Raw genomic sequence first — 26,374 nt, 5'->3', positions numbered from 1 at the left:
CGGTGGGTGGGGCAGGGGGCTTTCTCGCCTGCTCGTTGAGCGGAGCGGCGGAGCCGCGAAGTCGAAACGGGTTGAGCGGAGCGCGGAGCGCGGAGTCGAAACCGAGTGCTACCCCTCGCCGGCGGGGCGGTCAGGGTCCGCGCGGATGGCGAACACCGGATGCCGGTGCGCGATGCGGATGAACTCCGACAGCTCCGCATCCGGGGACGCCGCCACGTGGGGGCGGACGATGGCGATCCGCTGCACGTAGTGCTTGAGCACGGGGGCAGCCGCCTCCGGCGCTACCTCCTCGACCGCGATGCGCTCCCGGCGCCTGCCGCGCTGGAGCGTCGCCTCACCCGCCGCGCGCAGGTTCCGGACCCAGCCGACCGGGCCGTACGGCGCGACGAGGTACCGGCGGCCGTCGACGACGACCGGGGTCACCGGGACGGTCCGCGGCGTTCCGCTGCGCCGCCCGACCACCGTCAGCGACGCGATCCCTCCGGGCGCGATCCCGCGCCGCCCGAGGGCGGCGATGATCCGGTCGACCGCGCGGCGCGCGGGAGTGGTCTTGTAGCTGCCGGCCATGTCGCCAGCGTATTGCCCAGCCTCCCCTCGCGCACCGCCTGGCGCCGGCCGTCCCGCTCCCGATGTCCCAGTTCAGGTCGGTTTCGGGGCGCTATACCGACAGGAAGTGGGACATCGGTCGACAGGAAGTGGGACATCGGTCGACAGGAAGTGGGACATCCGACGACGGGAAGTGGGACATCCGCCGACGGGAAGTGGGACATCCGCCGACGCAAAGTGGGACACCCGACGGGAAGCGGGACGCCCCGCCGGTCAGGCGCCGATGAGCGCCTGGATCGGGCCGCGTGCGAAGAAGATCAGGAAGCCGCCCGCGACGATCCACAGCAGCGGGCTGATCTGCTTCGCGCGCCCGGAGAAGGCCTGGATCACGACCCAGCTGACGAAGCCCGCGCCGATCCCGTTCGCGATCGAGTACGTGAGCGGCATCACGGTCGCCGTGAGGAACACGGGCAGCAACACCCGGAAGTCGGTCAGGTCGATGTGCGCGATCTGCGCCATCATCATGGCGCCCACGATGACGAGCGCGGCGGCCGCGATCTCCGTGGGCACGATCGAGGTGAGCGGCGTGAGGAACATCGCCAGCAGGAACATCACGCCCGTGACCATGTTCGCCAGGCCCGTGCGCGCGCCCTCGCCGATGCCTGCCCCGGACTCGATGAACACCGTGTTGGAGGACGACGAGGTCGCGCCGCCGACGACGGCCCCCACACCCTCGACGATCAGCGCCGGCTTGATGCGCGGGAAGTCGCCCTTCTCGTCGGCCAGGCCGGCCTCCTTGGCCAGGCCCGTCATGGTGCCCATCGCGTCGAAGAAGTTCGAGAACACGAGCGTGAAGACGATCATCACGAGGGCCACCACGCTCACGCGCCCGAGGTCGAAGCCGAAGTCCACGGCGCCGATGAGGCTCAGATCGGGCAGCGCGAACGGCGAGCCGGTCAGGGCGGGCACCGTGAGTCCCCAGCCGCCGGCGCGCCCGTCCGCGGCGGCGCCGAGGTGCCACACCGCCTCGGCGATCACCGCGAGCAGCGTGCCGGTGACGAGGCCGATTAGCAGCCCGCCCTTCACGCGCAGGGCGACGAGGATGCCGGTCAGTACGAGCGTCACGACGAACAGCAGCGTCGGGACCGTCGCGACCGAGCCGCCCGCGCCCAGCCCGACCGGCGGGGACGCCTCGCCCGTCGCGGTCACGAAGCCGGAGTTGACGAAGCCGATGAACGCGATGAACAGGCCGATGCCGACGGTGATCGCGAGCTTGAGCTGGAGCGGCACGGCGTCGAAGATCATCTTCCGTAGCCCGGTCGCCGCGAGCAGCACGATCACGAGGCCGTTGATCACCACGAGAGCCATCGCCTCGGGCCACGTGACCTGACCGACGACCGAGAACGCGAGGAACGCGTTGATGCCCAGCCCCGACGCGAAGCCGAAGGGCAGGCGCGTGACCAGGCCGAAGACGATCGTCATGACGCCGGCGGCCAGGGCCGTCGCGGCGCCGACCGCGGGGAACGCGAGGGTGTTGCCGTCGATGTCCGCAGAGCCCGACAGGATGATCGGGTTCAGGATCACGATGTACGCCATCGTGACGAACGTGACCAGGCCTCCCCGGATCTCGGCCCCGAAGGTCGAGCCGCGGGCCGTGACGGAGAAGAAGCGGTCGATCGCGTTGCGGGGCGCGGTCGTCGACGGGGTGCCGGAATCGGCGGGCGCAGTTGTCATCGGGAAAACCTCCCCCGAGAACCTACCCTGCCCGCGACCCGTTCGCGGACGCGCCCGCCGTCGGCTCCTGGCGCTGAGCGAGAGGCCTCCCGCGAGAGGCCGATCCGTCATAGCCTTGTCGCATGCCACTCACCGGGGAATATCTGCCGAGCACCGCCGAATGGGCGCGCACGCAGGCCGAGACGTACGAGGCGACGGGCGGGGCCGAGGCGAACACCCTGCGGGGTGTTCCCGTGATCGTGCTCACGACCGTGGGGGCCAAGACCGGCGGACTGCGCAAGACGGCGCTGATGCGCGTCGAGCACGAGGGGCGCTACGCCGTCGTGGCCTCCAAGGGCGGGGCGCCGGAGCCGCCGCAGTGGTACTGGAACATCCGCAAGAACCCACACGTCGAGCTGCAGGACGGCGCCGTGAAGCGCGACTACACCGCCCGCGAGCTCGACGGCGCAGAGTACGACGAGTGGTGGGCGCGCGCGGCCGCCGTCTGGCCTGACTACGACGAGTACCAGAAGAAGACCGACCGCAAGATCGCGGTCTTCCTCCTCGAGCCGCTCGCGGACTGAGCGCCCCGCGCGGCCCGCTCCGCACGGGGCGGCGGAGGATCCGGATGACGCGGAGCGCCGTGAGGGGCCGGAGCGGCCGGGCGAAGTAGGGTCGAGCCGATGCCCCGTCTGCTCGTCGCTCTGCTCGCCGCCCTGGACGCCGCCGTGGCGGCGGGAGTGGGCATCGCGGCGGCTCTCGCGCCGCTCACCCTGATGTGGGTGTTCACGCTGGGCGGGGTCGCGGACTGGCCCGCACTGTGGCCCGCGAGCGCGCGCATCTGGCAGCTCGGCAACCTGGTGCCGCTGACGATCGAGCTCGATCCGACGCTCCTGGCCGAGCTCGCCCTGCCGGAGGAGGCGGGGTCCTTCGCCGTGTCCATCGCGCCCCTCGCCTTCGCCGTGGGCGTGGCGCTGTTCGCGGTCCGCTCGGGCCGGCGTGCTCAGCGCGCAGGGCGCTGGTTCACGGGCGTAGCCAGCGGCACGCTCGTCACGCTCGGCGCCGCGGCGCTGGTCAACGTCACCGCGGGCAATCCCGTCGCCCATGCCGACGCACTGCCCGCCCTCCTGCTGCCCACCGCGGTGTACGCGCTGCCCGCGCTCGCCGGAGCGATCTCGGCAGCCTGGAGCGACGGCGACGCGGGCATCGTCGACCGCGTCCACGACGCCCTCGACCGCCTGCCGGCCGCCTGGCGCGAGGTCCCGTCGCTTATCGTCCGGGGCGGCGCCCTCGCGCTCGTCGCCGTCGTGGGCTTCGCCGCGCTCGCGGTGGCGGTGTCCGTGCTCCTGCGCGGCGGCGACATGATCGCCCTCTATCAGGCCTCCCAGGTCGACGCACTGGGCGTCATCCTGGTCACGCTCGCTCAGTTCGCCTACCTGCCGACACTCATCGGATGGACGGTCGCCTGGATCGCGGGCCCCGGCTTCGCGCTCGGAACGGCGACCGCCGTCACCCCGGCGGGCACGCAGCTCGGCGTGCTTCCCGGCATCCCGGTCCTCGGCCTGCTGCCCGAGCACGGGTCGCCCCTGCTCGTGCTGTGGGTGCTCGGTCCCGTCCTCGCGGGCGCCCTCGCCGGATGGGGCATGCGGATGGCGTTGCGGCACGAGCTCGGGCCGCTCGGCGATCGCGAGGAGCCGAGCGTCCCTCGAGCCGTGATCGCGCTCGGGATCGGCGTGGCCGCCGGCACGGGCGGCGCCCTGCTGGCCGTGCTGACCTCCGGCGCGCTCGGCCCCGGCCGCTTCGTCGAGGCGGGGCCGGAGCCCGGCGCCGTCGCCCTCGCGCTCGGCCTGGAGGTTCTCCTCGGGGCGGCGATCACGCTGCTCGGACCGCGCGCCGCCGAGACGCGCCTGCAGCGATTCCTGCCGCGGCGGGACGTCGACGAGGCGGAGGCAGTCGCCGGGGGCGACGCGGCGCGGGACGTCGCGGACGCCGACGGGCGCGGGCGCAGCGCGCCGCTAGACTAGCCGTCGTGCTCACCAGGCCCGCCCTCTCGGTCGCCGTCCTCATCTCGGGCACCGGCTCCAATCTCCGTGCCCTCCTCGAGGCCGCGAGCGAGCCCGGTTTCCCGGCGAGGATCGTCGCCGTCGGCGCCGACCGCGACGCGGACGGCCTCGCGCACGCGCGTGACTTCGGCGTGCCGACCTTCGTCGTCCCCTTCCGCGACCACCCCTCGCGCGAGGCATGGGCCGAGGAGCTGGGCAGGCGCCTGGACGACATCGCGCCCGGCCTGATCGTGCTCAGCGGCCTGATGCGGCTGCTGCCTCCCGCGCTGGTCGCGCGGTGGTCCCCCCGGATCCTGAACACGCACCCCGCGTACCTCCCCGAGTTCCCGGGCGCGCACGGCGTGCGCGACGCGCTCGCCGCGGGAGTCTCGCAGACGGGCGCGAGTGTCATCGTCGTCGACGACGGCGTGGACACGGGCCCGATCCTCGCGCAGGAGCGCGTGCCCGTGCTCCCCGACGACACCGAGGACTCGCTGCACGCCCGCATCAAGCCCGTCGAGCGCCGCCTGCTGATCGACGTCGTGCGTCGCATCGCCACCGGCGAGCTCGACCTCGCCGCCCCCGCGCACACCTGACCCGGCGCGCTGCGCCCGAACCGAATCCCGAACCGCCAGACCGAAGGAGCTCCCATGGCCGGCCCCCGTCACGACCCCTCGCTGTACCGCGATCGCGATGTGGTGCCGATCCGGCGCGCGCTCGTCTCGGTCAGCGACAAGACCAACCTGGTCGCCCTCGCCGAGGCCCTCGCCGGCGCGGGCGTCGAGATCGTCTCCACGGGCTCCACCGCAGCGACCATCCGCGACGCCGGCTTCGCCGTGACGGACGTGGCGGACGTGACGGGCTTCCCCGAGTCACTCGACGGCCGCGTGAAGACCCTGCACCCGGGCGTGCACGCGGGCCTGCTGGCCGACCTCCGGCTGGAGCACCACGAGGACCAGCTCGGCGACCTCGGCATCGCCCCGTTCGAGCTCGTCGTCGTCAACCTGTACCCGTTCGTCGAGACCGTGCGCTCGGGCGCCGAGAGCGACGCCGTCGTCGAGCAGATCGACATCGGCGGCCCCGCGATGGTGCGGGCGTCGGCGAAGAACTTCGCCAACGTCGCGATCGTCGTCTCCCCCGAGTCGTACCCCGGGATCATCGAAGCCGTGAGCGCGGGCGGGACATCGCTCGTGCAGCGCCGCGAGCTCGCCGCACGGGCCTTCGCCCACACCGCCGCCTACGACACGGCCGTGGCGCAGTGGTTCGCCGAGGAGACGATGTCGGGCGGAGCCGCCCTCCCCGACCACCTGACGATCCAGGCCGAGAAGCTCTCCAACCTCCGCTACGGCGAGAACGCCCACCAGCGCGCAGCCATCTACAGCCGCGTCGGCGGCCACGGCATCGCGCAGGCCACGCAGCTGCAGGGCAAGGAGATGTCCTACAACAACTACGTCGACGCCGACGCCGCACTGCGCGCCGCGTACGACATGGTGCTGCCCGCCGTCGCGATCATCAAGCACGCCAACCCCTGCGGCATCGCCGTCAGCGCCCCGAACGCGCTCGACCCCATCGCGAGCGCGCACCTGCGCGCCCACGAGTGCGACCCCGTCTCGGCATTCGGCGGCGTCATCGCCGCGAACCGGCCCGTCACGCTCAAGATGGCCGAGAACCTCCGCGACATCTTCACCGAGGTCATCGTCGCGCCCGACTTCGAGCCGGCCGCGCTGGAGCTTTTCAAGGACAAGAAGAACCTGCGCCTGCTGAAGCTCCCGGACGACTGGCGCCAGGAGCGCATGGACGTGCGCCTCGTCTCCGGTGGTCTGCTCCTGCAGGACGCCGACCGCTTCCCCGACGACGACTTCGAGTCGGTCGCCGCGAACTGGCGCATGGTGTGCGGCGAGCTGCCCGACGACGTGACCACGCAGGATCTCGTCTTCGCATGGAAGTCGTGCCGCGCCGTCAAGTCCAACGCGATCGTGCTCGCCCGCAACTCCGCGACCGTCGGCATCGGCATGGGCCAGGTCAACCGCCTCGACTCGTGCCGCCTGGCGGTCGAGCGCGCGGGCGACCGCGTCGTCGGATCGATCGCCGCCTCGGACGCCTTCTTCCCCTTCTCGGACGGGCCGGAGGTGCTGATGAACGCTGGCGTGAAGGTCATCATCCAGCCCGGCGGCTCGGTGCGCGACGAGGAGACCATCGCGCTCGCGCGCGAGCGCGGCGTGACGATGTTCTTCACGGACGAGCGGCACTTCTTCCACTGAGTCGCTTTTCTCCTTTTCTTTTTCCCCCACGCGTCGGGCCCCGAGGGGCCGCTCCGCGAGGGAGGCGCTTCGCGTTGCTTCGCGCGCCGGCGCTTCGCGCCTGGTTGGCGGGCGCACTCGCGCCCGCACGCTCGCTTCGCTCGCACCGGGTTGAGGTGGGCGAATGGGGGTAGAGGGCTTGTGGTTGCTCGTTGAGCGGAGCGGCGGAGCCGCGGAGTCGAAACGGGCTGAGCGGAGCCGTGTAGCGGCGGAGTCGAAGCCGGGGAGGGGTGCAGCTCGGTTTCGACTCGCTTCGCTCGCTCAACCCGTTTCGACTCCGCTCCGCTCCGCTCAACGAGCGGGGTTCGGCGTCTCCGGTTGTCCTCAACGAGCGGGGTGGCTCTTTCGTGGTCGTTGAGCGGAGCGGCGGAGCCGTTTCTTTTTTCTCCTTTTTCTTTTTTCTCCCACGCGTCGGGCCCCGAGGGGCCGCTCCGCGAGGGAGGCGCTTGCGCTTCGCTTCAGCGCGCCGGCGCTTCGCGCCTGGTTGGCGGGCGCACTCGCGCCCGCACGCTCGCGCTGCGCGCTCGCACAGGGTTGAAGTGGGTGGGTTGAGGTGGGTGGGTAGCGGTAAGGGGGGCTCCCCCCGGTCGTTGAGCGGAGCGGCGGAGCCGCGGAGTCGAAACGGGCTGAGCGGAGCCGCGGGAGCGGCGGAGGCGAAGCCGGGGGCGACCCCGCGGGCGGAAACGGTACCGGTTCTGCCACCCGCACTGCGTTGTCCGAAAACCGCCAGTCCGGGGGCGGTGAACGTGTGAGGCTGGGGGCATGAGCGTTGCCATGACCTTCGCCGAGCGCTATCGCGCGATCTCGGCGCGCGACGCCCGTTTCGACGGGCAGTTCGTCACGGCGGTGCGCTCCACGGGCATCTACTGCCGGCCGTCGTGCCCCGCGCGCACGCCGCGCGAGTCGAACGTCACGTTCTACCCGACGAGCGCCGCGGCCCACGAGGCCGGGTACCGCGCATGCAAGCGGTGCCTGCCCGACGCGGCGCCGGGATCGCCCGAGTGGAATCTCCGCGGCGATGTCGCGGCCCGCGCGATGCGGCTCATCGCCGACGGCGTGATCGAGCGCGAGGGCGTGGCCGGCCTGGCCGCCAGGCTCGGGTACTCCTCCCGCCACCTCACGCGCGTCCTCGCCGCCGAGCTGGGCGCCGGTCCCCTGGCCCTCGCCCGCGCGCACCGCGCCCACACCGCGCGCCTGCTGCTGGTCGAGACCGACCTGCCGGTCGCGGACGTGGCGTTCTCGGCGGGCTTCTCGAGCGTGCGGCAGTTCAACGACACCGTGCGGGAGGTGTTCGGCCTCACGCCCACCGCGCTGCGCTCCCGCCGCCGCACGGCGGACGCCCCCGCCCCGGCCGGCGTGATCGACCTCGCCCTGCCCTTCCGCGCGCCGTTCGATGCGACCGGCCTGTTCGAGTGGATGCACGTGCGCACCCTCCCCGGCGTCGAGGAGGGCGGCCCGGCGTCCTTCGCCCGGGCGCTGCGGATGCCGGGGCACGACGGGACGGGCCGCGCGGCGTGGTTCCGCCTGCGCGTCGAGCGCGACCGGCTGCGCCTGGAGGCGCGCCTGGAAAGCGTCGCCGACCTGTCCGTGCTCGTCGCCCGCGCACGGCGGCTGTTCGATCTCGACGCCGACCCGGTCGCGATCGACGCCGCCCTCTCGCGGCACCCCGAGCTCGCGCCCCACATCGCGGCCGTTCCCGGCATCCGGCTGCCGGGAACCGCGGATCCGCACGAGCTGCTCATCCGCGCGATGGTCGGACAGCAGATCTCGGTCGCCGCAGCCCGCACCCACCTCACCCGCCTCGCCGAGGCGCTGGGGGAGCGGGTCGAGCTCGGCGGGCAGACCCGGCTGCTGTTCCCCACGATGGCCGCCATCGCCGAGCACGGCGGCGAGGTGCTGCGCGGTCCCGCAGCACGAATCCGGGCCATCACGGGCGCCGCGGCGGCGCTCGCGTCCGGCGAGCTCGAGCTCACCCCGGGCGACGACGCCGCCGATCAGCGCACTGCCCTCCTGGCCCTCCCCGGCATCGGGCCCTGGACCGCGGACTACGTGCGCATGCGCGTGACGGGGGATCCGGACGTGCTGCTCACGGGAGACGTCGCGTTGCGCGCCGGTGCCGCGCTCGCCGGCATCCCCGCCTCCGCACGCGAGCTCGGCGCCTGGGCCCAGCGTCTCGCGCCCTGGCGCTCGTACGCCTCGATGCACCTGTGGCGGCTGTCCGCGCAGGCCGCACGGACCCCAGCGGCCGCCGCAACCGGCGCGGCTGCGCCCGCACCTGCGGCCACGCCGACCCCCGCCGTCCCGCTCACAGGCCCTGCCGCCGATCCGGCGCCGCATCAGCCGCACGAGCAGTCCCCCGTCCCATCCGCCCTGTGAGAGGCACGCCATGACCGCGATCCTGCACACCCTCGACACCCCCGACGGGCCCTTCACGCTCGTCGCCGACGCGGACGGCGCCGTGCTCGCGTCGGGCTGGACCGCCGACCGCGACGCGATGCTGGCGCGCATCCATCCAAACCTGCGCCCCGCGGAGGTCCGGAAGGGCCGCGCGGAGGCCGCCGAGGCCGTGGCGGCCTACTACTCCGGCCACCTCGACGCGATCGACGCCGTACCGGTGCGGCAGCACGGCACCGAGCTGCAGCGCGCAGGCTGGGCGGCCCTGCGGCGCGTGCGACCGGGCAGCCCCCTCACCTACACGGGGTTCGCCGCCGCGCTGGGCTCGCCCCGCGCCGTGCGGGCCGCCGCGTCGATCTGCGCACGCAACGCGCCGGCGCTGTTCGTGCCCTGCCACCGCGTGCTGCGGGGAGACGGCAGTCTCGGCGGATTCGCGTGGGGGATCGACGTCAAGCGTTCTCTGCTGGCGCGCGAGGTCGCGCCCGCGTGAGCCGGCATGCCCCGGAGCGCGGTACGTTCGTTCCATGACTGAGTTCTTCGACCGCGAGGGCGACCGCGCCTACACCAAGGTCTACAAGGAGACGACGCCCGACATCCTGACCGCGTTCACGCAGTTCGACGCGGCGGTGTTCGCCTCCGAGGGCCGCGAGATCCCGCTCAAGTACCGCGAGCTGATCGCGCTCGCGGTCGGCATCACCACCCAGTGCGTGTACTGCATCGACGCGCACGCCAACAAGGCGAAGGCTGCGGGCGCGACCGAGACCGAGCTCGCGGAGACGGCCTGGGTCGCCACCGCGATCCGCGCGGGCGGCGGTTTCGCGCACGGCCGACTGGCCTTCAAGCTCGCCGAGGGCCACTCGCACTAAGCACCGGATCGTTCGCCCCTGGGGGTGAGTCGCACGCGCGGCTCACCCCTCCTTCACGTATCGGCACGGCGTCGGCCGTGTCGATTGCCGCACCCCCGCACCGGGCATAGGCTGGACGGCTTGCCCGTCTCGGCAGCCCCCGCTCTCCATCGAGGACCATGACCACCACGACATCGCGCCTGTCCACGCCGCGCGCCCTGGCGCGGCTGCTGGCGTTCGCGCGTCCCGTGCTGCCGCGGCTGGCGTGCGGCGGACTGAGCGCGCTGGCCGCCGCGGTGGTCTCGCTCATGATCCCGCTCGCCCTCGAGCGGGTCGTGGCCGGGCCGATCGCATCGGGGGAGACCCGCGCGATCGCGTGGGGAGCCGCCGCGGTGCTCGCACTGGCGCTGTTGGAGGCGGGACTGGTGTATCTGCGACGCTGGCTGGTGCTGGGGCCGGGCACGACCGTCGAGTTCGAGATCCGGCGCACGTTCTACAACCGGCTGCAGCAGCTTCCCGTCGCGTTCCACGACCGCTGGCAGTCCGGTCAGCTGCTCAGCCGGATGATGCAGGACCTCGGGCTCATCCGCCGCTGGATCGCCTTCGGGCTCATCCTGCTGATCGTCAACGGGCTCACGGTCGTGATCGGATCGGTCCTGCTGTTCCAGTGGCACTGGGCCCTCGCGACCGTGTTCGTGCTGTCGGGCGTTCCCCTGTGGATCCAGGGCTACCTGTTCGAGCGGGAGTACGGCGTGCTCACGCGGCTCAGCCAGGACCAGCAGGGCGACCTCGCCACGAGCGTGGAGGAGAGCGTGCACGGCATCCGCGTGCTCAAGGCCTTCGGCCGCGGGCCGCATGCGCTGCGCCGCTTCACGCGCCAGGCGGAGAGTCTCCGCGACACGGAGATGCGCAAGGCCCGCTCGATCGCGACGATCGACTTCTGGCTCGTCCTGCTTCCCGAGCTCGCCTTCGCCGCGTGCCTCGTGATCGGGATCTGGCTCGCGTCGGCCGGCCAGATCACGGTGCCGCAGCTGTTCGCCTACTTCGCGATGGCGACGATCCTGCGCTGGCCCATCGAGTCGATCGGGTTCTTCTTCGCGTTCACCCTCGACGCGCGCACGGCGACCGACCGCGTGTTCGAGGTGCTCGACGCGCCCAACACGATCGGGGACCCGGAGCGTCCCGTCGCCATCGAGGAGCCGCGCGGCGAGCTCGCGTTCGAGGGCGTGCACTTCCGGTACCAGGACGCGGGATCCGCCGAGCCGGACCTGCTCAACGGCGTGGACCTGTCGCTGCGGCCCGGGGAGACGCTGGCGGTCGTCGGGTTGACGGGGTCGGGCAAGACCACGCTCACGACGCTGCCGACACGGCTGTACGACGTGACCGGCGGGCGCGTGACGATCGACGGAGTGGATGTCCGCGACCTGCGGCTGGTCGACCTGCGGCGCATCATCGCCACGGCGTTCGAGGACGCCACCCTGTTCTCGGCCTCGGTGCGCGACAACGTGCTGCTGGGCCGCGACGACCTCGACCCCCGATCCGTCGAGGCGGACCGCGTGCTGAGCGAAGCGCTCGCGGTCGCTCAGGCCGACTTCGTGGAGGAGCTGCCGCAGGGCGTCGAGACCCTCATCGGCGAGGAGGGACTGTCGCTCTCGGGGGGACAGCGGCAGCGCCTGGCCCTCGCGCGCGCGGTCGCGGCGCGACCACGTGTGCTCGTGATGGACGATCCGCTCTCGGCCCTGGACGTCGACACGGAGGAGCGCGTGCAACGGGAGCTGCGGCGCGTCCTGCGCGGCACGACCGCGCTCGTCGTCGCGCACCGTCCGTCGACCGTGGCCCTCGCGGATCGGGTCGCGCTGCTCGAGGTGGGCCGGGTCACCGCGCTCGGGACGCACGCGGAGCTGATGGCCTCGTCCCCGCACTACCGCGCCGTGATCTCCAGCTTCGAGCGCGAGGAGCGCGAGGAGCGCGCGTGGCGGAACGACGCCGCCGTCCTCGCCGGCACGGCCCCCGACGACGTGCAGCGGGAGGACACCCGCGCGGGGGACGCCACGGGCCCCGGCGCGGATGAGGAGGCGCCCCGATGAGCGACAGCGTCCACGGCACCGCGGGCGAGGACCGGTCCGACTACACGCGGGAGGAGAGCCGCGCCATCCGGCAGCGCTCGTGGCGGCTGCTGGCCTCGCTGCTGCGCCCGCTGCGCGCACAGGTCGCCCTCGTGGCGTTCGTCGTCGTCGCCCAGACCGCCGTGCGCGTCCTCGGCCCCGCGCTGATCGGGATCGGGTTGACCTCGGCGCTGCCGGCCGTCGTCGAGCACGGCGACTGGGGTCCCGCGTGGCTCGTCGGCGGCGCGTACGTCGCGAGCACCATCGGCGGGGCCGCCCTGCTGGCGTGGTACGACCTGTTGGCGGCGCGCGTCACGCAGAACGTGCTGCTGGACCTGCGCACGCGCGTGTTCCGGCACACGCAGCTGCTGAGCCTGGAATTCCACGAGACGTACACCTCGGGTCGCATCATCTCGCGTCAGACGAGCGACCTCGACACGATCCGGGAGCTGCTCGGATCCGGCCTGCCGCAGCTCGTCAACGGCGTGCTGTACGGCGTGTTCACGTTCGTCGCACTCGTCATCGTCGACTGGCGGTCGGGGCTCGTGCTGGCCGTCGCCGCCGTCCCCCTGGCGCTGCTCATGCGCTGGTTCGCCCGCGCATCGCAGCGGACGTACCGCGTCTCGCGCGTCGCGAGTGCCCGGGTCATCGTGAAATTCGTCGAGACCATGACCGGCATCCGTGCGGGCAAGGCGTTCCGGACCGAACCGCGCAACGAGGAGGAGTTCGGCGGCCTCGCGCGGGAGTACCGAGACGTCAACGTGCGTTCGATCCGGCTCTTCGGGATCTTCGAGCCCGGGCTCATGGCGATCTCGGCGTTCGCGCTCGGCGCCGTCCTGCTGTGGGGCGGCGTGCGGATCGCGGCCGACGAGTTCTCGGTCGGGCTGCTCCTGGCCGCCGTGCTGTACGTCCGCAACTTCTTCAGCCCCCTCCAGCAGGTGGCGATGTTCCTGAACTCATTCCAGTCCGCGTCCGCCGCGCTCGAGAAGGTGTCCGGAGTGCTCGAGGAGCAGCCGACCGTGCCCGACCCGGCCGCGCCGGTATCATTGCACGACCCGCGCGGGCACGTCCGGTTCGAGGACGTGACCTTCGGCTACGGCGCGCACGGATCGGCCGAAGCGCAGGCGTCGCCGGTCGTGCTGCCGCGCTTCGGGCTCGACATCCCCGCGGGGCAGACCGTGGCTCTCGTCGGGACGACCGGCGCGGGGAAGTCGACGCTCGCGAAGCTCGTCTCGCGCTTCTACGACCCGGTCGCGGGCCGCATCACGCTCGACGGGATCGACCTGCGTGAACTGCACCCGCGCGACCTGCGCCGCGCGATCGTGATGGTCACGCAGGAGGCGTACCTGTTCAGCGGCACGGTCGCGGACAACATCGCGCTCGGCCGGCCCGATGCCACGTTCGACGAGATCGTGGCGGCGGCGGAGGCCGTCGGCGCCGACGCGTTCATCCGCTCCCTGCCGGACGGATACCACACCGACGTCAACAAGCGCGGCGGCCGCGTCTCAGCCGGGCAGCGCCAGCTCATCTCGTTCGCGCGCGCCTTCCTCGCCGACCCGGCCGTGCTGATCCTGGACGAGGCGACCGCATCGCTCGACATCCCTTCCGAGCGGATGGTGCAGAAGGCGCTGCAGACGCTCCTCTCCGAGCGGACCGCGATCATCATCGCGCACCGCCTGTCGACCGTCGCGATCGCCGACCGCGTGCTCGTCATGGAGAACGGCCGCGTGGTCGAGGACGGCACGCCCGACGAGCTCATCGCCGGCACCGGCCGCTTCGCCCAGCTCCACGCGGCCTGGCGCGACTCTCTCGTCTAGTTTTCTCCCACGCGTCGGGCCCCGGTGGGGCCGCTCCGCGAGGGAGGCGCTTCGCTCTGCTCCGCGCGCCGGCGCTGCGCGCCTGGTGGCGGGCGCACTCGCGCCCGCACGCTCGCGCTTCGCGCCGTTTTCTTTTTTCTCCCACGCGTCGGGCCCCGAGGGGCCGCTCCGCGAGGGAGGCGCTTCGCTTCGCTTCGCGCGCCGGCGCTGCGCGCCTGGTTGGCGGGCGCACTCGCGCCCGCACGCTCGCGCTTCGCGCTCGCACCGGGTTGCGGTCAGTGAGGGGGGAGGGGAGGGCAGCAGCCCGTCGCCCTCAGACCTTGATTTCGGCTACGACTTCGCCGTATTCGGTTTCGCCGACGGGGCTGAAGCCGACGCGGTGGAAGAACGCCTCGGGGCCGCCCTCGCCGGCCTCGTAGATGACCGTGAGGTGGTCGAGACCGCGCCGACGGACCTCCTCGACCAGCGCCTCGACGATGAAGCGACCGATGCCGCGGCCCTGATCGTCGGCGTCCACGTTGATGCGCAGCAGCACAGAGCGGAAGTGCTCGGTCGGCGCGTCCGGGTCGAAGCTGGCGCTGACGAAGCCGACCACGTCGTCGCCGTCGACGACCACGCGCTGCCAGGACGTCTGCGGGCTGATCACGGTCGCCGCGATGCCGTACGACACGGGCGCGAGGAACTGCTCCTGGCCGGGCTTGAGCGACAGGGTGTTGACCGCGACGATCGTGTCCGCGGAGAGCTCGACCAGTTTCAGCGACATAGCCACAGGCTAACGCCTCCGCGGAGGGGGTGCATCCGCGCCCGCTCCGCGGAGGTTTCGTGGCTCAGTCGTGGACCCAGACCTCGGTGCCCACCTGCGCGAAGCGGTACATGTGCTCCGCGGCGGCGTTCGTCATGTTGACGCAGCCGTGGCTCATGCGCGCCCCGGGCCCGAAGTTGTTGTGCCAGTAGGTGCCGTGGAAGCCCTGGTCGCCGTTGAAGTAGGTCACCCAGGGCACGTTCGCGGTGCAGTAGTCGAACCGGCCGCCGGGCACGAACCGGCCCTGCGAGTCGCACGAGCCCATGTGCTGGATCGTGAGCTGCCCGTACACGGTGAAGTGACCGGTCTGCGTCTCGTACTGCCCGCCCGTGCCGAGCGCGACCGGGTAGGACGCAACGAGCTTCTCCTGGCCGGGCTCAGGACCCTCGTACAGGTAGGTCATGCCCGCGCTCTTGTCCACCTCGACGCGGCGGAACAGCTCGATGACGTTGTGCTTGACGACCTCGCCCTGCAGCTCGAAGCGCAGGTCGCCGGCCGCGAGGGAGGCGGTGACCTCCTCAGCGACGCCGTCGGTGGACGAGATGCCGAAGCCGTCCTGGCCCTCCTGGATGGTGCGGAGGTGGTCGCCCGCGGAGTTGGTGACGACGCGCGCGTCGATGACGTCCTGGTTCACCTTCTCGGGCAGGTCCTTGATGGCCTCGGCGATGGCCTGCTCGTCGGCGGTGACGATGAAGTCGCCGGTGACGGGATCCGACGAGATGTCCATCCATGATGCGACGGTCGGGAGGTCGACGCCGTGGGCGCGGACATCCTCAAGATAGAAGCCCGCCGTGTCGGCCTGGTCGTTGAGCTGGGCGGCGAACGCCTCGGCATCCTGCGTCGTGGCGGGCGCCTCCACCTCCGTGAGCGTCGGCTCGACCGACGTGCCCCCCGCCGCGAGAGCCGTCGTCAGCTCGGCCGCGAGGGCGTTCACGTCGACGCCCTGTCCGGGCGCGGAGGGCTCGACCGTGAAGCGTCCCGCCTCGCCGTCGAAGACCACGCGCGCGTTCGTGTAGTCCGTGTAGAGGTCGGGGAGCGCCTGGCGGAGAGCCTCGGCCGCGCGCTCGGCGTCCAGCGTCACGGGGGCCTCGATGTGCGTGGGGCCCCACTCGCTCAGCTTCCACATGGGCGCCGTCTCGAACGCGTCGCCGGCGGCCGCTTGAGCGTCGACGGAGAGTCCGAGCTGCTCGCCCGTGAGGGTGGCGTCTCCGATCGTGAACTCCGTGGTGGCGAGGCGTTGGGTGACGGCCTCGGCGGCCATGCCCGGGGTCATGCCGCCCACCGGCGTGCCGGCGACGGCCGTGCCGGGAGCGATCAGCACGAGCGACGCGACCACGGCGCCCGCGAGCACGAGGCCGCCGGGGATGCCCAGCCACAGCGCGAGCCGCTTCTTGCGCGGCTTCGGCTCCGCGGGCGCCCACTCGAGGCGCGGCGGGTCGCCGGGCGCGCCGTCGCCCAGCGCAACGGCGGTGGTGGCAGTGTCGTCGCCACCGTCGATCACGTTCTCGGGCTTGGTCGCCACATCGGTCACGGTTACCCCCTGGAGTCGGCAGAGAAGCCGTCAAACATAGAGTAGGGCCCTATACCGCGTGGCGGGCGATCCATGGATCACGAACTGACTACGATGCGCTGAGCATCCCGGTAAGACCGCTCACCCGGTCCACGCGCTCTCCCCCGGTCGGCCTCAGGTGTCGAAGACCTTGCCCGGATTCAGGATCCCACGGGGGTCGAACACGCGGACGATGTCGCGCTGAAGACGCCACTGGTCTTCGCCGAGTTCGTCGGCGAGCCAGCGGCGTTTCAGCAGCCCGATACCGTGCTCGCCGGTGAGTGTCCCGCCGAGGCGCAGCGCCGCGCGGAACAGGTCGTCCGCGGCCTCCCACACCACCGCGGGAACCTCGTCCGGAGCGTCCGGGTCGGGCGTGAAGACGAAATTGGGGTGCAGGTTGCCGTCGCCCGCGTGCGCGATCGTCGGAATGGTCACGCCGTAGTGCTGCTCGACGCGGGCGATCTCGTCGAACATCGCGGGCAGGGCGCTGCGCGGCACGGAGACGTCCTCGATCAGGGAGCGGCCGAGCGATTCCATGGCCGCGTGCATCGAGCGGCGGATGGCCAGCAGCCGGTCTCCCTCCGCGCGATCGCTCGTGACGGCGACCGATGCGCCGAGGGACGTCAGCAGGGTGGCGATCGCCTCGGCCTCCGCCACGGCGGCGGGTCCGTCGGTCTGGATGGCCAGCTGGGAGGCGCCCGGTGTGGGCGGGACCAGCCCCAGCAGACCGTAGGCCGCGGCGAGGCTGGCCGCGTCCATGAGCTCCATGATCGACGGCTGCGCGCCGGACGCCGTCACCGCCGCGGATCCCGCGGCCGCCTCCCGCACGCTCGGGAAGGTCGCCGTGAGGGTGCACACGTCGCCGGGGACGAGTCGGCGGAGCTTCAGGGTCGCCCCCACGATCACGCCCAGGCGGCCCTCGGATCCGATCATGAGCGAGGTCAGGTCGAGCCCGGTCACGCCCTTGACGCTGCGATGGCCCATCCTGATGAGTCGTCCGTCGGCCAGCACGACGTCCACGCCCAGGACGGCGTCGCGCACGACGCCGTACTTCGCGCACAGCAGCCCGCCGGCGCCCGTGGCGATGTTGCCGCCGACGGTCGACACGGCGCGGCTGGCGGGATCGGGCGCCCACCACAGGCCGTACGCGGACAGGTGATCGTTCAGCTCCGCATTGATGATGCCGGGTTCGACGACCGCGAGCAGATCCTCGGGCGACACCTCGAGCACGCGCGTCATGCGACGCACCGACAGGGCGATCTCGCCCCGGCCGGCGTTGGCGCCCCCCGCGCAGCCCGTCCCGGCTCCCCGCGTGACGACCGGCGTGCCCGTGGCGCTCGCGATGCGCAGGGTCGCCTGGACGTGCTCCACGCGCTCGGCGTGGACGACCGCGAGCGGCGGCTCCGCGGCCCGGTGGCCCGACTTGTCGGCGCGCGCGGCGTCCCGCGACTCGGGCGAGGTGTCGACGAGGTCGCCGAGTTCGGCGCGCAGGAGGGCGACGACGTCCGGGGAGTCGGTCACGACACTGCTCGCCGACCGTGCAGGACGCCCACGAGGATGCAGACCGCGCCCACGGCCAGGCCGATCCACGGGTGGCCGAGAGACCACCATGCGACCGTGGCGGAGAGGAAGACGAGCAGCTCCACCAGCGCGCGCGCGAACGGGTGCACGCCGAACACGGCCTTGGGGGAGACGAACAGGGCCCACAGGACGACCGCCAGTGCCGGCGCCGCGATCGCGACGACGATGTTCCACGGCAGCGGCCACGACAGCGCCCCCCACGCCGCGAGGCTCCCGACCGCGAGCAGCTCGGTGAGCAGACGCAGGACGTCGAGGACGGTGATGCGGGGACGGCGCACGTCCGCGGCGGCCGGGGAGGCGGTGTGGGACATGGATTCCAGTCTACGGCGCGTCCCCCGGCCGCCGGCGAGGCGGCGTCCGTCAGGCGTGCGCGCCCGGCTGACCGCGGTCGGTGTCCGCGGGCGCGTCGCCCGAGACGATCTCGGAGACGAGGCGCTCGATCTGCTCCTCGTCCGCGCTGATCCCGGCGTCCGTGAGGCGCCGCTCCAGCATCGGTCGCACCTCCGACTCCGCGAGGCGATCCGTGCCCAGATCGGCCTGGACCTGCACCAGGATGCCCTGCACGCGCTCGTCCACGTTCGTGTCGTTCAGGTCCTGGCGCGTGCCGGTCTGCAGGCCGGCGCCGCCGGGGCCGACGGCGTCGGGGATGCCCGCGATGGACGGGTCGTCCGAGCGGTGCGCGGTGGGCGCGTCGTCCGCGGCGTTGGGCGACGCCGTCGCGTCCGCCGCGGCGTTGCCGGGCCCGGGCTCGACCTGTGCCTGTTCCCGGGAGGCCCGCGCCAGCGCCGCGTCTCCGGGGTCGGTGCCCTCGCCCGGGGCCACGCCGGCGAAGTCGTTCTGGCTCGACCGCTCCACGTCGGGGCTTGCGGTGCCCTCCACGTCGACGCTGTCCACGGCGCCCGCGTCCGCGCCCTCGCGTCCGGCCGGCACGCTGCCGTCGGCCGAACCCGTGTCGTCGTCCGTGGCGGGGGCCGCTTCGCGCTGGCCCACTTCGTCCTTGCCGGTGAGCGCGTCCGCGCGGTCACGGTTGCCGCGGCTCTCGCGCTCGCCCAGGCCGCGACCCTCCGGCGTCGCCTCGGTGTCCAGACTGCTGTCGCCGGTCGCCCCGGGCGACGCCATCGAGTCCGTCTGCAGTCCCGTCTCCTCGGAGCGGAAGTCGTCGGCGGGGCGGGGAGCGGTGTCCACGTTGTCGCCGCCGTAGATGACGTCGTCGGGTCCGGGAGCCGCGCTGCCGCCGTTCGTGGATCCGACCTCGTCGAGCGGATCGCCGCCGGCGCCGTCCTCGTCCACGATCGAGCCGTCGAGCGCGGCGGCGGGGCCGCCCTGCTGCGGCAGGTCCTCGGGAGCGAGGTCGCCCTGACCCTCTTCCCCGAGCTCCGCCTCCACCGGGTCCATCCCCTGCGTGTCGGGCTGCTCGTTCATGCTCATGGTCCGCCTCCTGTGTGTTCGGATCGGTCGTCCGTCTCCATGCTGGAACGCGCTCCGCTCGACCTGAACGGGCTTGACGGGCCGGTCGGCGGCCCCTAGGACGCCGCGCGGGACGCCGATTCCGAGGCGCCGGCGTCGGCGACGGCGAGCGCTCGCCGCAGCCGATCGGACCGGGCGCAGGCGGGATACCCGGGGCCGTTCGGAGTGTCAACCCCCTGGAACCCGGAGGGGTGTGCGGGGAGGCTGAATGCGGAGGTGTGACTCACCATGGATACCTTTCACCAGCTCGAGCTCGTTCCCCTCGGAGACGGGGCTTGGCGCGTGTGCGACCGCAGCGTGGCGGCGTGCGATGCGGCCAGCGTGATCGCCTATGTGGAGCAGATCGCGAGAGACGAACCGGACGAGCTGAGCTACGAAGCGGTCTGGGTGTCGGGCACGCGCGGCACCACTCGGCATGGCTCGATCGAGAGCGTTCTGCTGTTGGCCGCGGACGTGCTGGCCGCCTGCGCGAGCACCGGACCGCGCCGGCCGAAGCAGATCGCGCACTTCCAGCCCGCGCGACCCGTGACGCCCGAGCGGCGCGTGGCCGCGGCCGGAGCCGGGTGACGCACGTGAGCCCCTCGGATCGGTGAGCGTCACGTGACGGATCATCGGATGGCGGATCCCGCGCGGTCGCTGTGGCGGCTGACGTCGCCCGTCATCGACACGGATGGGGACTTACCCGCGCGCGCCGACGTGGTCGTCATAGGCGCCGGGCTCGCAGGCCTCACGACCGCCGTGCTGCTCTCGCGCAGCGGGCGGCGCGTCGTCGTCCTCGAGGCCCGGGACCCGGGTGCGGTCGCCACAGGGAACACCACGGCCAAGCTCAGCCTGCTGCAGGGCCAGGTCATGTCGCAGCTGCGCGAGCACGCCGGCCAGGAGGCCCTGGAGGCGTACGTCGCGGCGAACCGGGCCGCGCAGGAGTGGGTGCGCGCCGAGCTGTCGGATGATCCCGACGCCCTCGATCGGCGGGATGCCCTCACCTACGCCACGACCCCGGAGGGCGACCGTGCCGTCGACCAGGAGGCCGGCGCACTCGCCTCCGTCGGGCTCGACGTGGACCTGCTCGGCCCCGGCCAGGATGCCGGCCTGCCCTACGCCGTCACGAGCGCGCTGCGCATGCGCGACCAGTGGCAGATTCACCCGATGCGCCTGCTCGCGCGCCTCGCGGCCGAGGTGCGCGAGCGCTCGGGCGCGCTGCTGTCGGGGTGCCGCGTGCGCGGTGCGGACGTGGAGGCGGAGGACGTGCTCGTGCGCACCACGCGCGGGACGGTGCACGCCCGGTCGGTCGTCGTCGCGAGCGGTTCACCCGTCATCGACCGCGCCGCCTTCTTCGCGCGGCTGAAGCCCTCGCGCTCCCTCGTCGCCGCCTACCGTGTGCCGGGCGAGATCCCGCGCGGGATGTACGTATCGGTGGATCCCGAGACGCGATCGCTGCGCACCGCGCGCGATGGTGCGGGGCGTGAGCTGCTGCTGGTCGGGGGCTCCGGGTTCACTCCGGGGCGGGAGCGCGACACCGACCGCCTCCTCCGCGAGCTCGACGCCTGGACGACGGCCGCGTTCCCCGGTGCCGAGCGCGCGACCTGGTGGGCGGCGCAGGACTATCGCACCGTCACTCGCGTGCCGTTCGCGGGGCCCATGCCGGGAAGCGACGGCCGGATCCATGCCGCGACGGGCTTCAACAAGTGGGGGATGACCAACGCCGTCGCCGCGGCGATGACGATCGCGGGCGACATCGTCGGCGAGCCGACGCCGTGGGCCGAGGCGCTGCGCTCGCCCGACCTCGGAGTGCGTGACGGCGTCGACCTCGTAGCCGCCAACGCGTCCGTGGCGGCCAACCTCGTCACCGGCGTCGTCCGCGCCGTCCGGCCGGAACCGGGAGAGCCGGCCGAAGGGGAAGGGCGCGTCACGCGCGACGGCATCCATCCGATCGCCGAGGCACGCGTGGGCGGAGAGATGTGCCGTGTCTCGGCGGTCTGCACGCACATGGGCGGGATCCTCGAGTGGAACCGCCAAGAGCAGTCGTGGGACTGCCCGCTGCACGGATCCCGCTTCTCGCCCGACGGAGACGTGCTCGAGGGCCCCGCCGTGGAGGATCTCGAGCCCCGCTAGGCGCGCCGCCTCAGGCCGCGTCGGCCTCCGCCACGTCGCGCTCGACCTCGAGCTTGAGGGCCTCGAGTCCCTTCTCGAACTCGGGGCCCATGACCTTCTCCATGGGCATGAGCAGCCGCGTGACGAGGCCGGTCAGGCCGCGGTGCTCGCCGTGCATCGTCCAGGTGACGGTGCTCGCCGCACCGCCCGACGGGGTGACGGCGAAGACGTGCCGCGTCGAGGACGTGAACGGGCGCACGAACTCGAGGTCGACGTACACCTGGCAGGGGGTGACATCCGTGATGGTCATCACGCCCGCGCCGGCCTTGTCGTTGCCCGACCATTCGTAGACGGCGCCCGTGCCCTCGTCCGGCCCGCGATACTCGCGTGCGAGCGCGGGATCGGCGTTCTCGAACGGCGACCAGCGTGTCCAGTTCGAGAACCGGGTGATCAGCGGGAACACCTGCTCCGGCTCGGCGTCGACGATGACCGACCGGCTGACGGTGTACGAGGCCATGGGGCGTTCTCCTCCTCGGGGTCTGAAGGCCGCGGGCCACGTTAGCAGGGTTCACGTGCGAGTGGCAGGGCGGTGCGGAGACCCGACCCACTGCCGTGGCAGGGGCTTGCGTGCCCGCTCGCGGGGACCTCGGTCGTGAGGGAGAATCAGACCATGCCCACAACGCCCGAGCGGCCGATCGAGCACGGCAAGGAGGGGCGCGCGCGGCGGTACGCGACCCTGGACGAGGCCTTCCAGCGGCACGGGACTCCCCTCGCCAACCAGGCTCTCGTGCGACGGATCGTCGAGAGTGCGGACGTCGCGGGCTTCGTCGGCTACCGCACGTACTTCAAGATCGAGCGGGGGAGCGGCCCCGCGCTCGAGGTCCACGACGGCTACACCAACGGGTTCCGCTCGGAGGCGGATGCGGCCCGCCTCGCGGGCGACGCCGAGAGGTGGCCCAGCCGCAGGTTCCAGGGCGCCTGGGGTGTCACGCACCCGGACGCGGCGCCCCGCCGCGAGCCGACCCGGCGCCGCGCGTCGGCGCGCAACGCACCGACCGGGAATGCGCCGACCGGAAATGCGCCGACCGGCAGTGCGCCGCCCCGCAGGCCCTCCGCCCCCGAACGACCCCCGGCCGCAGTGTGCCCCACATGTTTCCAGGTCTTGCCGCTGACCGGCGTGTGCTCCACCTGCGACTGACGCGCATCCTTCCGTAGCGCTGCGCGGGGGCGGGCGCGCCCGACACGCGCCGGCCCCCGCGCGGCCTCAGCCCTGACGGCCCTTGAACCGCGGGTTGAGCTTGTTGATGACGTAGACGCGTCCTCGGCGACGCACGACCTGCGCTCCCGGCTGGTTCTTGAGGGACTTGATCGACGCGCGCACCTTCATACGACACCTCCTAGTGAGAACGATTATCAGTTACGGTAGTCAATCACACTCGCAGGGCATCCGTGGAATGGAGGCGGCACATGAACGAGGTGGACGTCATCGCTGTGGTCGGCGCGTGCGCGCCGGAGCGTCGGGAGCAGGCCGAGCGGCTGGCGGCCCAGACTGCGCGCCCGCTCGTTCCGGCCGATCGGGTCAGCGGCCTGTCCGCGCCCGTCGACGATGCGGTCGCCCTCTTGGCCTGCCGCGAGGCGGCGGTGATCGAGTTCCCGACCGAGACGGCGGTCACGACGCTGATCGGGTCGCTGGCCGACCCCTTCGGCGGTGTACGGCTCTCGGAACTCGTGTGCGTCGTCGACGCGGCTCACATCCTCGCGGATCTCTTCCGCGAGGACGACATCGTGCGTTCGGCTCCGGACGGTCGAGCGCTGCACGTCGCGCGAGCGCACCTCGCCGTGAGTCAGCTCGAGTTCGCGTCCACGATCCTCGTGGTCGGCTGGTCGGGGCTGACGACGCCGGAGCTGTCGAGCCTCATGGCGCTGCTGAATCACATCTCGCCGCGCGCGCGCCTGCGGCTGCAGCGTGATGCCCTCCGGCACGCCGCGCCGCTGGGAGAGTACCGCTACGCGCCGCAGCAGGACCGCCCCGGCTGGGTGGCCCTGCTCAACGGCGAGTTCCGTCCCCACATGACGGATCCGCGTGTGAGCGCGTTCCGCTATGAGCAGCATCGCCCGTTGCATCCGGGCCGGCTGCAACGCCTGCTGGATGAGCGGATCGAACCGGGCGAGTTCGGCACGGTCGTCCGATCCGCCGGGTTCTGTCGGCTCGCGACGCGCCCGCACATCACTGCGCGATGGGATCACACCGGGCGCACGATCGCGTTCGATCCTCTGGCGGTGGACGACGACTTCACGGAGGGGGACGAGCTGCTGACGTTCGGCCAGGACCTCGGGTTCATCGGTCTGGGCCTCGACGCAGCGTCCCTCACCGCCGCGCTCGATGAGGCATCGCTGACGGACGAGGAGTTCTCGGCAGGCCCAATCGCGTGGGCTTGTCTGCCGGACCCGTTTCCGGCGTGGGTGGTCGCACGAAACCCGGCCGAGTAGCGCGTCCGCGTTCGGGTGGATTTGACTCCACCGACGTAAATGAGAATCATTATCACTGTCCGGGCGCCCCATCCGCGCGGACGGCTTCACCCAGGAGACAGGATCCGCGCCGCGTGGCGACGTGATCCGCAGACCGGCGCACCGCGCCTGGAAAGGGACACCCCATGACGGTCCTCACGCGCAAGCGGGGAGCAGGGGCCCTGGCACTGCTTGTGTCAGCGGCGCTGCTGATTCCCCAAGCCGCGTATGCCGCGGGCGATACGCCCGTGGTGTACGACGATCCCCAGCGATTCACGACGGGTCACATCGACGCCTTCAACTTCATGGTCGATGCGGACGGCAGCCCGCGCCTCGTGCTGAAGGAGGACGTGACCGGGTATCACGTGCACCGCACGCCCGAGTCGGTCGAGCTGTACGTCAAGAGCCAGGCCATCTCGAAGAACGTGCCTGCCGGGGGCGTTCCCGCGGGCGCCCCCGGCGAGCTCTACTACCTGCCCCTCTCGCAGGACCACAGCCTGATCTGGCCGGGCTGGGACAACCAGGCCGTCGCCTCGTTCTACGGCGCGGGCACCACGACGGACATCAACATCACGAGCGTCGAGGGCCCCGGCGAGATCTACCTCTGGACGCAGGGCACCTTCGGCGGCACCCAGCAGCTCCTGACGGACTCGTGGAAGCTGCCCGGAACCATCCACCAGACCTTCGGCGCGCACGTCCACGCGAACTGGGGCTTCACGCAGCCCGGTGAGTACACGCTCACCGTGCAGGGCTCCGTGAACAGCGCGGACGGCACGCAGAGGACCCTCACGAACACCGCCACCTACCGGTTCGTCGTGGCCCCGGAGCCGACCGCGGTCGAGATCCGCGGCGCCGAGAACGTCGTCGAGCCGGGTGCGGAGGTCACGCTCACCGCGGCGCAGCTGCCCGAGGGCGCCGACTTTCCGACCTACGAGTGGTACACGCGCGCCTCCGATTCGGAGCAGTGGGAGCGCGTCACGGGCGCCGCGCCGTCGATCACGGTGCAGGCGATCGACGGCGCCCAGTACCGCGCGGTCGTCGCAGGAGGAATGGACTATGCGACACGGGCGCCGCTGCGCGTCGAGTCCGCCCCGGTCACCATCCAGGCGCCCGCCGCGCCGACGCCGAGCGTGACCATCGGCCGTCTGGCCCACCACTACCACAGCGGCTCGCCGATCGTACTGACGGCGACGGCCGAGCACGCTCCGGAGGGCGCCGCGTACCGGTGGACCCTGCAGCGCACGGACCAGGACGCGCCCGTCGTGCTGGAGCAGACGGGCGCCGAGGTGCGCCTGACGGCCGAGCAGGCGCTTCACGGGGCGGTCGCGCGGGTCTCGCTCGTCGACGGCGAGACCGTGCTCGCGGAGTCGCAGGCCGCGACGATCGACGTCGACGACCACGGTGCGGCCCCGCTGCAGAAGATCGCCATCCAGGGCGTCGCCGACCACTACCACACAGGCGACACCGTGTCGCTCACGGCGGTCGTGGACCCGGCGTCGGTGCTGACGCGCTTCGAATGGTACGTCCAGAAGCAGGGCCAGACCGCGCCGGAGCTCATCGAGGGCGAGAACGGAAGCACGTACGCCTTCGAGGCGACCGAGGAGCTGGTGGGCGCGGCGGTGATCGCCAAGCTCACCTTCGACAACGGCGAGGTCTACGTGGAGTCGCCTCCCGTGCTGATCGCCCTGGACGATCACCACGAGGAGCCGGTTGCCACGACGCTGATCGTGGAGGGGCTCGCGGACGAGTACGCCGTGGGGGACACGGCCACGTTGACGGCGGTTCAGGACCCGGAGACGGGTGAGGATCACTACCACTGGTTCATCAAGCGTGCCGGTGACGCGGAATACTCGGTGATCCGCGGTGCCCTGTCGGCGACGCTGGAGCACACGGTGACGGCGGAGGACGCCGGTGCGCTGATCGTGGCGAAGCTGTACGACCACGACCACGCGGTGATCGCGGAGTCGGAGCCGGTGGCGCTGAACGTGGCCGTGCCCGGCGGGCAGGAGCCCGAGCCCACCAAGCCGGCCGAGGCGCCCGCGCCGCAGACGGGCGCCGCGCTCGACGGCGTTCCCGCCGGCGGCATCCAGCTGTCCGACACGACGGCTGCGCCGGGTCAGGTGATCACCGTCCAGGTGGGCGCCGAGCGCGCGGGCGAGTGGATCGCGGCCTGGTTGTTCTCCGACCCGGTGCTGCTGGGCGGCGACTGGCTGCGGGTCAACGCCCAGGGCGCCTTCGCCGTCACGATCCCCGCCGACGCGGAGCCCGGCGAGCACCGGCTCGCGGTCTTCGCAGCGGACGGCACGCTCGTCGGCTGGGAGACGCTGCAGGTCAGCGCGCCCGTGACGGGCGGTGCGGGTGACGACGCCGCGGACGACGACACGGCCGCGGCGCCGCGCGACAACGCACTCGCGGTCACGGGTGCTCAGGTCGGCGGCCTGGCCGCGTCCGGCCTGGCGCTCGCCCTGCTCGGCGCGGCCGTGGTGCTCGCGGCGCGCCGGCGCCGGGGCGGTCGTGTCCGAGTGATCGCCGCAGCCGAGTAACCCCGAGCGAGCCGGCTCCGGGGGGCGCGTCGGAAGACGCGTCCTCCCGGGGCCGGCCCCGAAAAGTGAAA

23 protein-coding genes are annotated in these 26,374 nt (G+C 72.4%); 14 read left to right on the top strand and 9 right to left on the bottom strand.

Annotation, left to right across the window (positions count from 1 at the left end; genetic code table 11):
- Nucleotides 1-108: 108 nt before the first annotated feature.
- Nucleotides 109-567 carry a nitroreductase family deazaflavin-dependent oxidoreductase gene (locus IEX37_RS15035; RefSeq protein WP_188757189.1) on the bottom strand — a complete coding sequence of 153 codons (459 nt, stop codon included), beginning with the start codon at nucleotides 565-567 and terminating at the stop codon, nucleotides 109-111.
- A gap of 252 nt (nucleotides 568-819) precedes the next feature.
- Nucleotides 820-2,280, bottom strand: coding sequence for an NCS2 family permease (locus tag IEX37_RS15030; RefSeq protein ID WP_188757188.1), 1,461 nt, complete (start codon nucleotides 2,278-2,280; stop codon nucleotides 820-822).
- A gap of 122 nt (nucleotides 2,281-2,402) precedes the next feature.
- Here IEX37_RS15030 and IEX37_RS15025 point away from each other — a divergent pair, with 122 nt between their 5' ends.
- From IEX37_RS15025 to IEX37_RS14985, 9 genes are all read left to right on the top strand, one after another.
- Nucleotides 2,403-2,843, top strand: coding sequence for a nitroreductase family deazaflavin-dependent oxidoreductase (locus IEX37_RS15025; RefSeq protein WP_188757187.1), 441 nt, complete (start codon nucleotides 2,403-2,405; stop codon nucleotides 2,841-2,843).
- Between the two features lie 99 nt (nucleotides 2,844-2,942).
- The gene (locus IEX37_RS15020) at nucleotides 2,943-4,283 is read left to right on the top strand and encodes a cell division protein PerM (protein ID WP_188757186.1); all 1,341 of its coding nucleotides are present in this window, start codon (nucleotides 2,943-2,945) and stop codon (nucleotides 4,281-4,283) included.
- A 5-nt stretch (nucleotides 4,284-4,288) separates the two neighbouring features.
- Complete coding sequence (gene purN / locus IEX37_RS15015; RefSeq protein WP_188757185.1) at nucleotides 4,289-4,897, top strand: phosphoribosylglycinamide formyltransferase; 609 nt, start codon at nucleotides 4,289-4,291, stop codon at nucleotides 4,895-4,897.
- A gap of 54 nt (nucleotides 4,898-4,951) precedes the next feature.
- Nucleotides 4,952-6,562, top strand: coding sequence for a bifunctional phosphoribosylaminoimidazolecarboxamide formyltransferase/IMP cyclohydrolase (gene purH, locus IEX37_RS15010; RefSeq protein ID WP_188757184.1), 1,611 nt, complete (start codon nucleotides 4,952-4,954; stop codon nucleotides 6,560-6,562).
- Nucleotides 6,563-7,363: 801 nt separating this feature from the next.
- Nucleotides 7,364-8,977 carry an Ada metal-binding domain-containing protein gene (locus IEX37_RS15005; RefSeq protein WP_188757183.1) on the top strand — a complete coding sequence of 538 codons (1,614 nt, stop codon included), beginning with the start codon at nucleotides 7,364-7,366 and terminating at the stop codon, nucleotides 8,975-8,977.
- A 10-nt stretch (nucleotides 8,978-8,987) separates the two neighbouring features.
- On the top strand, nucleotides 8,988-9,485 hold the full coding sequence (locus tag IEX37_RS15000) for a methylated-DNA--[protein]-cysteine S-methyltransferase (RefSeq protein ID WP_188757182.1): 498 nt from the start codon (nucleotides 8,988-8,990) through the stop codon (nucleotides 9,483-9,485).
- Between the two features lie 34 nt (nucleotides 9,486-9,519).
- A complete protein-coding gene (locus IEX37_RS14995; RefSeq protein WP_188757181.1) occupies nucleotides 9,520-9,861 on the top strand; it encodes a carboxymuconolactone decarboxylase family protein in 342 nt (113 codons plus the stop codon).
- A 158-nt stretch (nucleotides 9,862-10,019) separates the two neighbouring features.
- On the top strand, nucleotides 10,020-11,927 hold the full coding sequence (locus tag IEX37_RS14990) for an ABC transporter ATP-binding protein (RefSeq protein ID WP_188757180.1): 1,908 nt from the start codon (nucleotides 10,020-10,022) through the stop codon (nucleotides 11,925-11,927).
- On the top strand, nucleotides 11,924-13,762 hold the full coding sequence (locus IEX37_RS14985; RefSeq protein ID WP_188757179.1) for an ABC transporter ATP-binding protein: 1,839 nt from the start codon (nucleotides 11,924-11,926) through the stop codon (nucleotides 13,760-13,762). Before IEX37_RS14990 ends, IEX37_RS14985 begins: the two co-directional genes overlap by 4 nt.
- A 313-nt stretch (nucleotides 13,763-14,075) precedes the next feature.
- Here IEX37_RS14985 and IEX37_RS14980 read toward each other — a convergent pair whose 3' ends face one another.
- The 5 genes from IEX37_RS14980 to IEX37_RS14960 form a co-directional block, all read right to left on the bottom strand.
- Nucleotides 14,076-14,525 carry a GNAT family N-acetyltransferase gene (locus tag IEX37_RS14980; protein ID WP_188757178.1) on the bottom strand — a complete coding sequence of 150 codons (450 nt, stop codon included), beginning with the start codon at nucleotides 14,523-14,525 and terminating at the stop codon, nucleotides 14,076-14,078.
- Nucleotides 14,526-14,589: 64 nt separating this feature from the next.
- Entirely contained in the window at nucleotides 14,590-16,095 is a 1,506-nt protein-coding gene (locus IEX37_RS14975; protein WP_188757177.1) for a L,D-transpeptidase family protein, read from the bottom strand.
- 153 nt (nucleotides 16,096-16,248) lie between these two features.
- The gene (locus IEX37_RS14970; RefSeq protein ID WP_229663306.1) at nucleotides 16,249-17,634 is read right to left on the bottom strand and encodes an FAD-binding oxidoreductase; all 1,386 of its coding nucleotides are present in this window, start codon (nucleotides 17,632-17,634) and stop codon (nucleotides 16,249-16,251) included.
- Nucleotides 17,631-18,005 (bottom strand): YrdB family protein, encoded by a 375-nt coding sequence (locus IEX37_RS14965; protein ID WP_188757175.1) that lies wholly within the window; start codon nucleotides 18,003-18,005, stop codon nucleotides 17,631-17,633. Before IEX37_RS14965 ends, IEX37_RS14970 begins: the two co-directional genes overlap by 4 nt.
- Before the next feature lie 49 nt (nucleotides 18,006-18,054).
- A complete protein-coding gene (locus IEX37_RS14960) occupies nucleotides 18,055-19,122 on the bottom strand; it encodes a prolipoprotein diacylglyceryl transferase (protein WP_188757174.1) in 1,068 nt (355 codons plus the stop codon).
- Between the two features lie 267 nt (nucleotides 19,123-19,389).
- Here IEX37_RS14960 and IEX37_RS14955 point away from each other — a divergent pair, with 267 nt between their 5' ends.
- Entirely contained in the window at nucleotides 19,390-19,728 is a 339-nt protein-coding gene (locus IEX37_RS14955) for a hypothetical protein (RefSeq protein ID WP_188757173.1), read from the top strand.
- A 48-nt stretch (nucleotides 19,729-19,776) separates the two neighbouring features.
- On the top strand, nucleotides 19,777-21,273 hold the full coding sequence (locus IEX37_RS14950) for an FAD-dependent oxidoreductase (RefSeq protein WP_229663305.1): 1,497 nt from the start codon (nucleotides 19,777-19,779) through the stop codon (nucleotides 21,271-21,273).
- A 10-nt stretch (nucleotides 21,274-21,283) separates the two neighbouring features.
- Here the strand turns inward: IEX37_RS14950 and IEX37_RS14945 are convergent, their stop codons facing one another.
- Complete coding sequence (locus tag IEX37_RS14945; protein WP_188757172.1) at nucleotides 21,284-21,769, bottom strand: SRPBCC family protein; 486 nt, start codon at nucleotides 21,767-21,769, stop codon at nucleotides 21,284-21,286.
- 153 nt (nucleotides 21,770-21,922) lie between these two features.
- Between IEX37_RS14945 and IEX37_RS14940 the strand changes: the two genes are divergently transcribed.
- Entirely contained in the window at nucleotides 21,923-22,450 is a 528-nt protein-coding gene (locus IEX37_RS14940) for a hypothetical protein (protein ID WP_188757171.1), read from the top strand.
- A 66-nt stretch (nucleotides 22,451-22,516) separates the two neighbouring features.
- On the opposite strand, the gene ykgO is transcribed toward IEX37_RS14940, so the two are convergent.
- Nucleotides 22,517-22,639: a type B 50S ribosomal protein L36 gene (gene ykgO, locus IEX37_RS14935; protein ID WP_023951906.1), complete on the bottom strand. Its 123-nt coding sequence runs from the start codon at nucleotides 22,637-22,639 to the stop codon at nucleotides 22,517-22,519.
- A gap of 80 nt (nucleotides 22,640-22,719) precedes the next feature.
- On the opposite strand from ykgO, the gene IEX37_RS14930 reads away from it, so the two are divergent.
- Together IEX37_RS14930 and IEX37_RS14925 are read left to right on the top strand one after the other, a co-directional pair.
- Nucleotides 22,720-23,742 carry a GTP-binding protein gene (locus IEX37_RS14930; RefSeq protein ID WP_188757170.1) on the top strand — a complete coding sequence of 341 codons (1,023 nt, stop codon included), beginning with the start codon at nucleotides 22,720-22,722 and terminating at the stop codon, nucleotides 23,740-23,742.
- 164 nt (nucleotides 23,743-23,906) lie between these two features.
- On the top strand, nucleotides 23,907-26,303 hold the full coding sequence (locus IEX37_RS14925) for a choice-of-anchor M domain-containing protein (protein ID WP_188757169.1): 2,397 nt from the start codon (nucleotides 23,907-23,909) through the stop codon (nucleotides 26,301-26,303).
- Nucleotides 26,304-26,374 lie beyond the last annotated feature (71 nt).

Source organism: Microbacterium album (assembly GCF_014643695.1).
GTDB lineage: Bacteria > Actinomycetota > Actinomycetes > Actinomycetales > Microbacteriaceae > Microbacterium > Microbacterium album.
This window is presented reverse-complemented; position numbering and strand designations above follow the sequence as displayed.

What these genes read in the sequence shown, in the direction of transcription:
- IEX37_RS14940 (WP_188757171.1), top strand. Translation starts at nt 21,923, where the DNA reads ATGCCCACAACGCCCGAGCGGCCGATCGAGCACGGCAAGGAGGGGCGC.
- IEX37_RS15025 (WP_188757187.1), top strand. Translation starts at nt 2,403, where the DNA reads ATGCCACTCACCGGGGAATATCTGCCGAGCACCGCCGAATGGGCGCGC.
- IEX37_RS14930 (WP_188757170.1), top strand. Translation starts at nt 22,720, where the DNA reads ATGAACGAGGTGGACGTCATCGCTGTGGTCGGCGCGTGCGCGCCGGAG.
- ykgO (WP_023951906.1), bottom strand. Translation starts at nt 22,639, where the DNA reads ATGAAGGTGCGCGCGTCGATCAAGTCCCTCAAGAACCAGCCGGGAGCG.
- IEX37_RS14950 (WP_229663305.1), top strand. Translation starts at nt 19,777, where the DNA reads ATGGCGGATCCCGCGCGGTCGCTGTGGCGGCTGACGTCGCCCGTCATC.
- IEX37_RS14990 (WP_188757180.1), top strand. Translation starts at nt 10,020, where the DNA reads ATGACCACCACGACATCGCGCCTGTCCACGCCGCGCGCCCTGGCGCGG.
- purH (WP_188757184.1), top strand. Translation starts at nt 4,952, where the DNA reads ATGGCCGGCCCCCGTCACGACCCCTCGCTGTACCGCGATCGCGATGTG.
- IEX37_RS14985 (WP_188757179.1), top strand. Translation starts at nt 11,924, where the DNA reads ATGAGCGACAGCGTCCACGGCACCGCGGGCGAGGACCGGTCCGACTAC.
- IEX37_RS14945 (WP_188757172.1), bottom strand. Translation starts at nt 21,769, where the DNA reads ATGGCCTCGTACACCGTCAGCCGGTCGGTCATCGTCGACGCCGAGCCG.
- IEX37_RS14995 (WP_188757181.1), top strand. Translation starts at nt 9,520, where the DNA reads ATGACTGAGTTCTTCGACCGCGAGGGCGACCGCGCCTACACCAAGGTC.
- IEX37_RS14955 (WP_188757173.1), top strand. Translation starts at nt 19,390, where the DNA reads ATGGATACCTTTCACCAGCTCGAGCTCGTTCCCCTCGGAGACGGGGCT.
- IEX37_RS14965 (WP_188757175.1), bottom strand. Translation starts at nt 18,005, where the DNA reads ATGTCCCACACCGCCTCCCCGGCCGCCGCGGACGTGCGCCGTCCCCGC.
- IEX37_RS14925 (WP_188757169.1), top strand. Translation starts at nt 23,907, where the DNA reads ATGACGGTCCTCACGCGCAAGCGGGGAGCAGGGGCCCTGGCACTGCTT.
- IEX37_RS15000 (WP_188757182.1), top strand. Translation starts at nt 8,988, where the DNA reads ATGACCGCGATCCTGCACACCCTCGACACCCCCGACGGGCCCTTCACG.
- IEX37_RS15005 (WP_188757183.1), top strand. Translation starts at nt 7,364, where the DNA reads ATGAGCGTTGCCATGACCTTCGCCGAGCGCTATCGCGCGATCTCGGCG.
- IEX37_RS15030 (WP_188757188.1), bottom strand. Translation starts at nt 2,280, where the DNA reads ATGACAACTGCGCCCGCCGATTCCGGCACCCCGTCGACGACCGCGCCC.
- IEX37_RS15020 (WP_188757186.1), top strand. Translation starts at nt 2,943, where the DNA reads ATGCCCCGTCTGCTCGTCGCTCTGCTCGCCGCCCTGGACGCCGCCGTG.
- IEX37_RS14960 (WP_188757174.1), bottom strand. Translation starts at nt 19,122, where the DNA reads ATGAGCATGAACGAGCAGCCCGACACGCAGGGGATGGACCCGGTGGAG.
- IEX37_RS15035 (WP_188757189.1), bottom strand. Translation starts at nt 567, where the DNA reads ATGGCCGGCAGCTACAAGACCACTCCCGCGCGCCGCGCGGTCGACCGG.
- IEX37_RS14980 (WP_188757178.1), bottom strand. Translation starts at nt 14,525, where the DNA reads ATGTCGCTGAAACTGGTCGAGCTCTCCGCGGACACGATCGTCGCGGTC.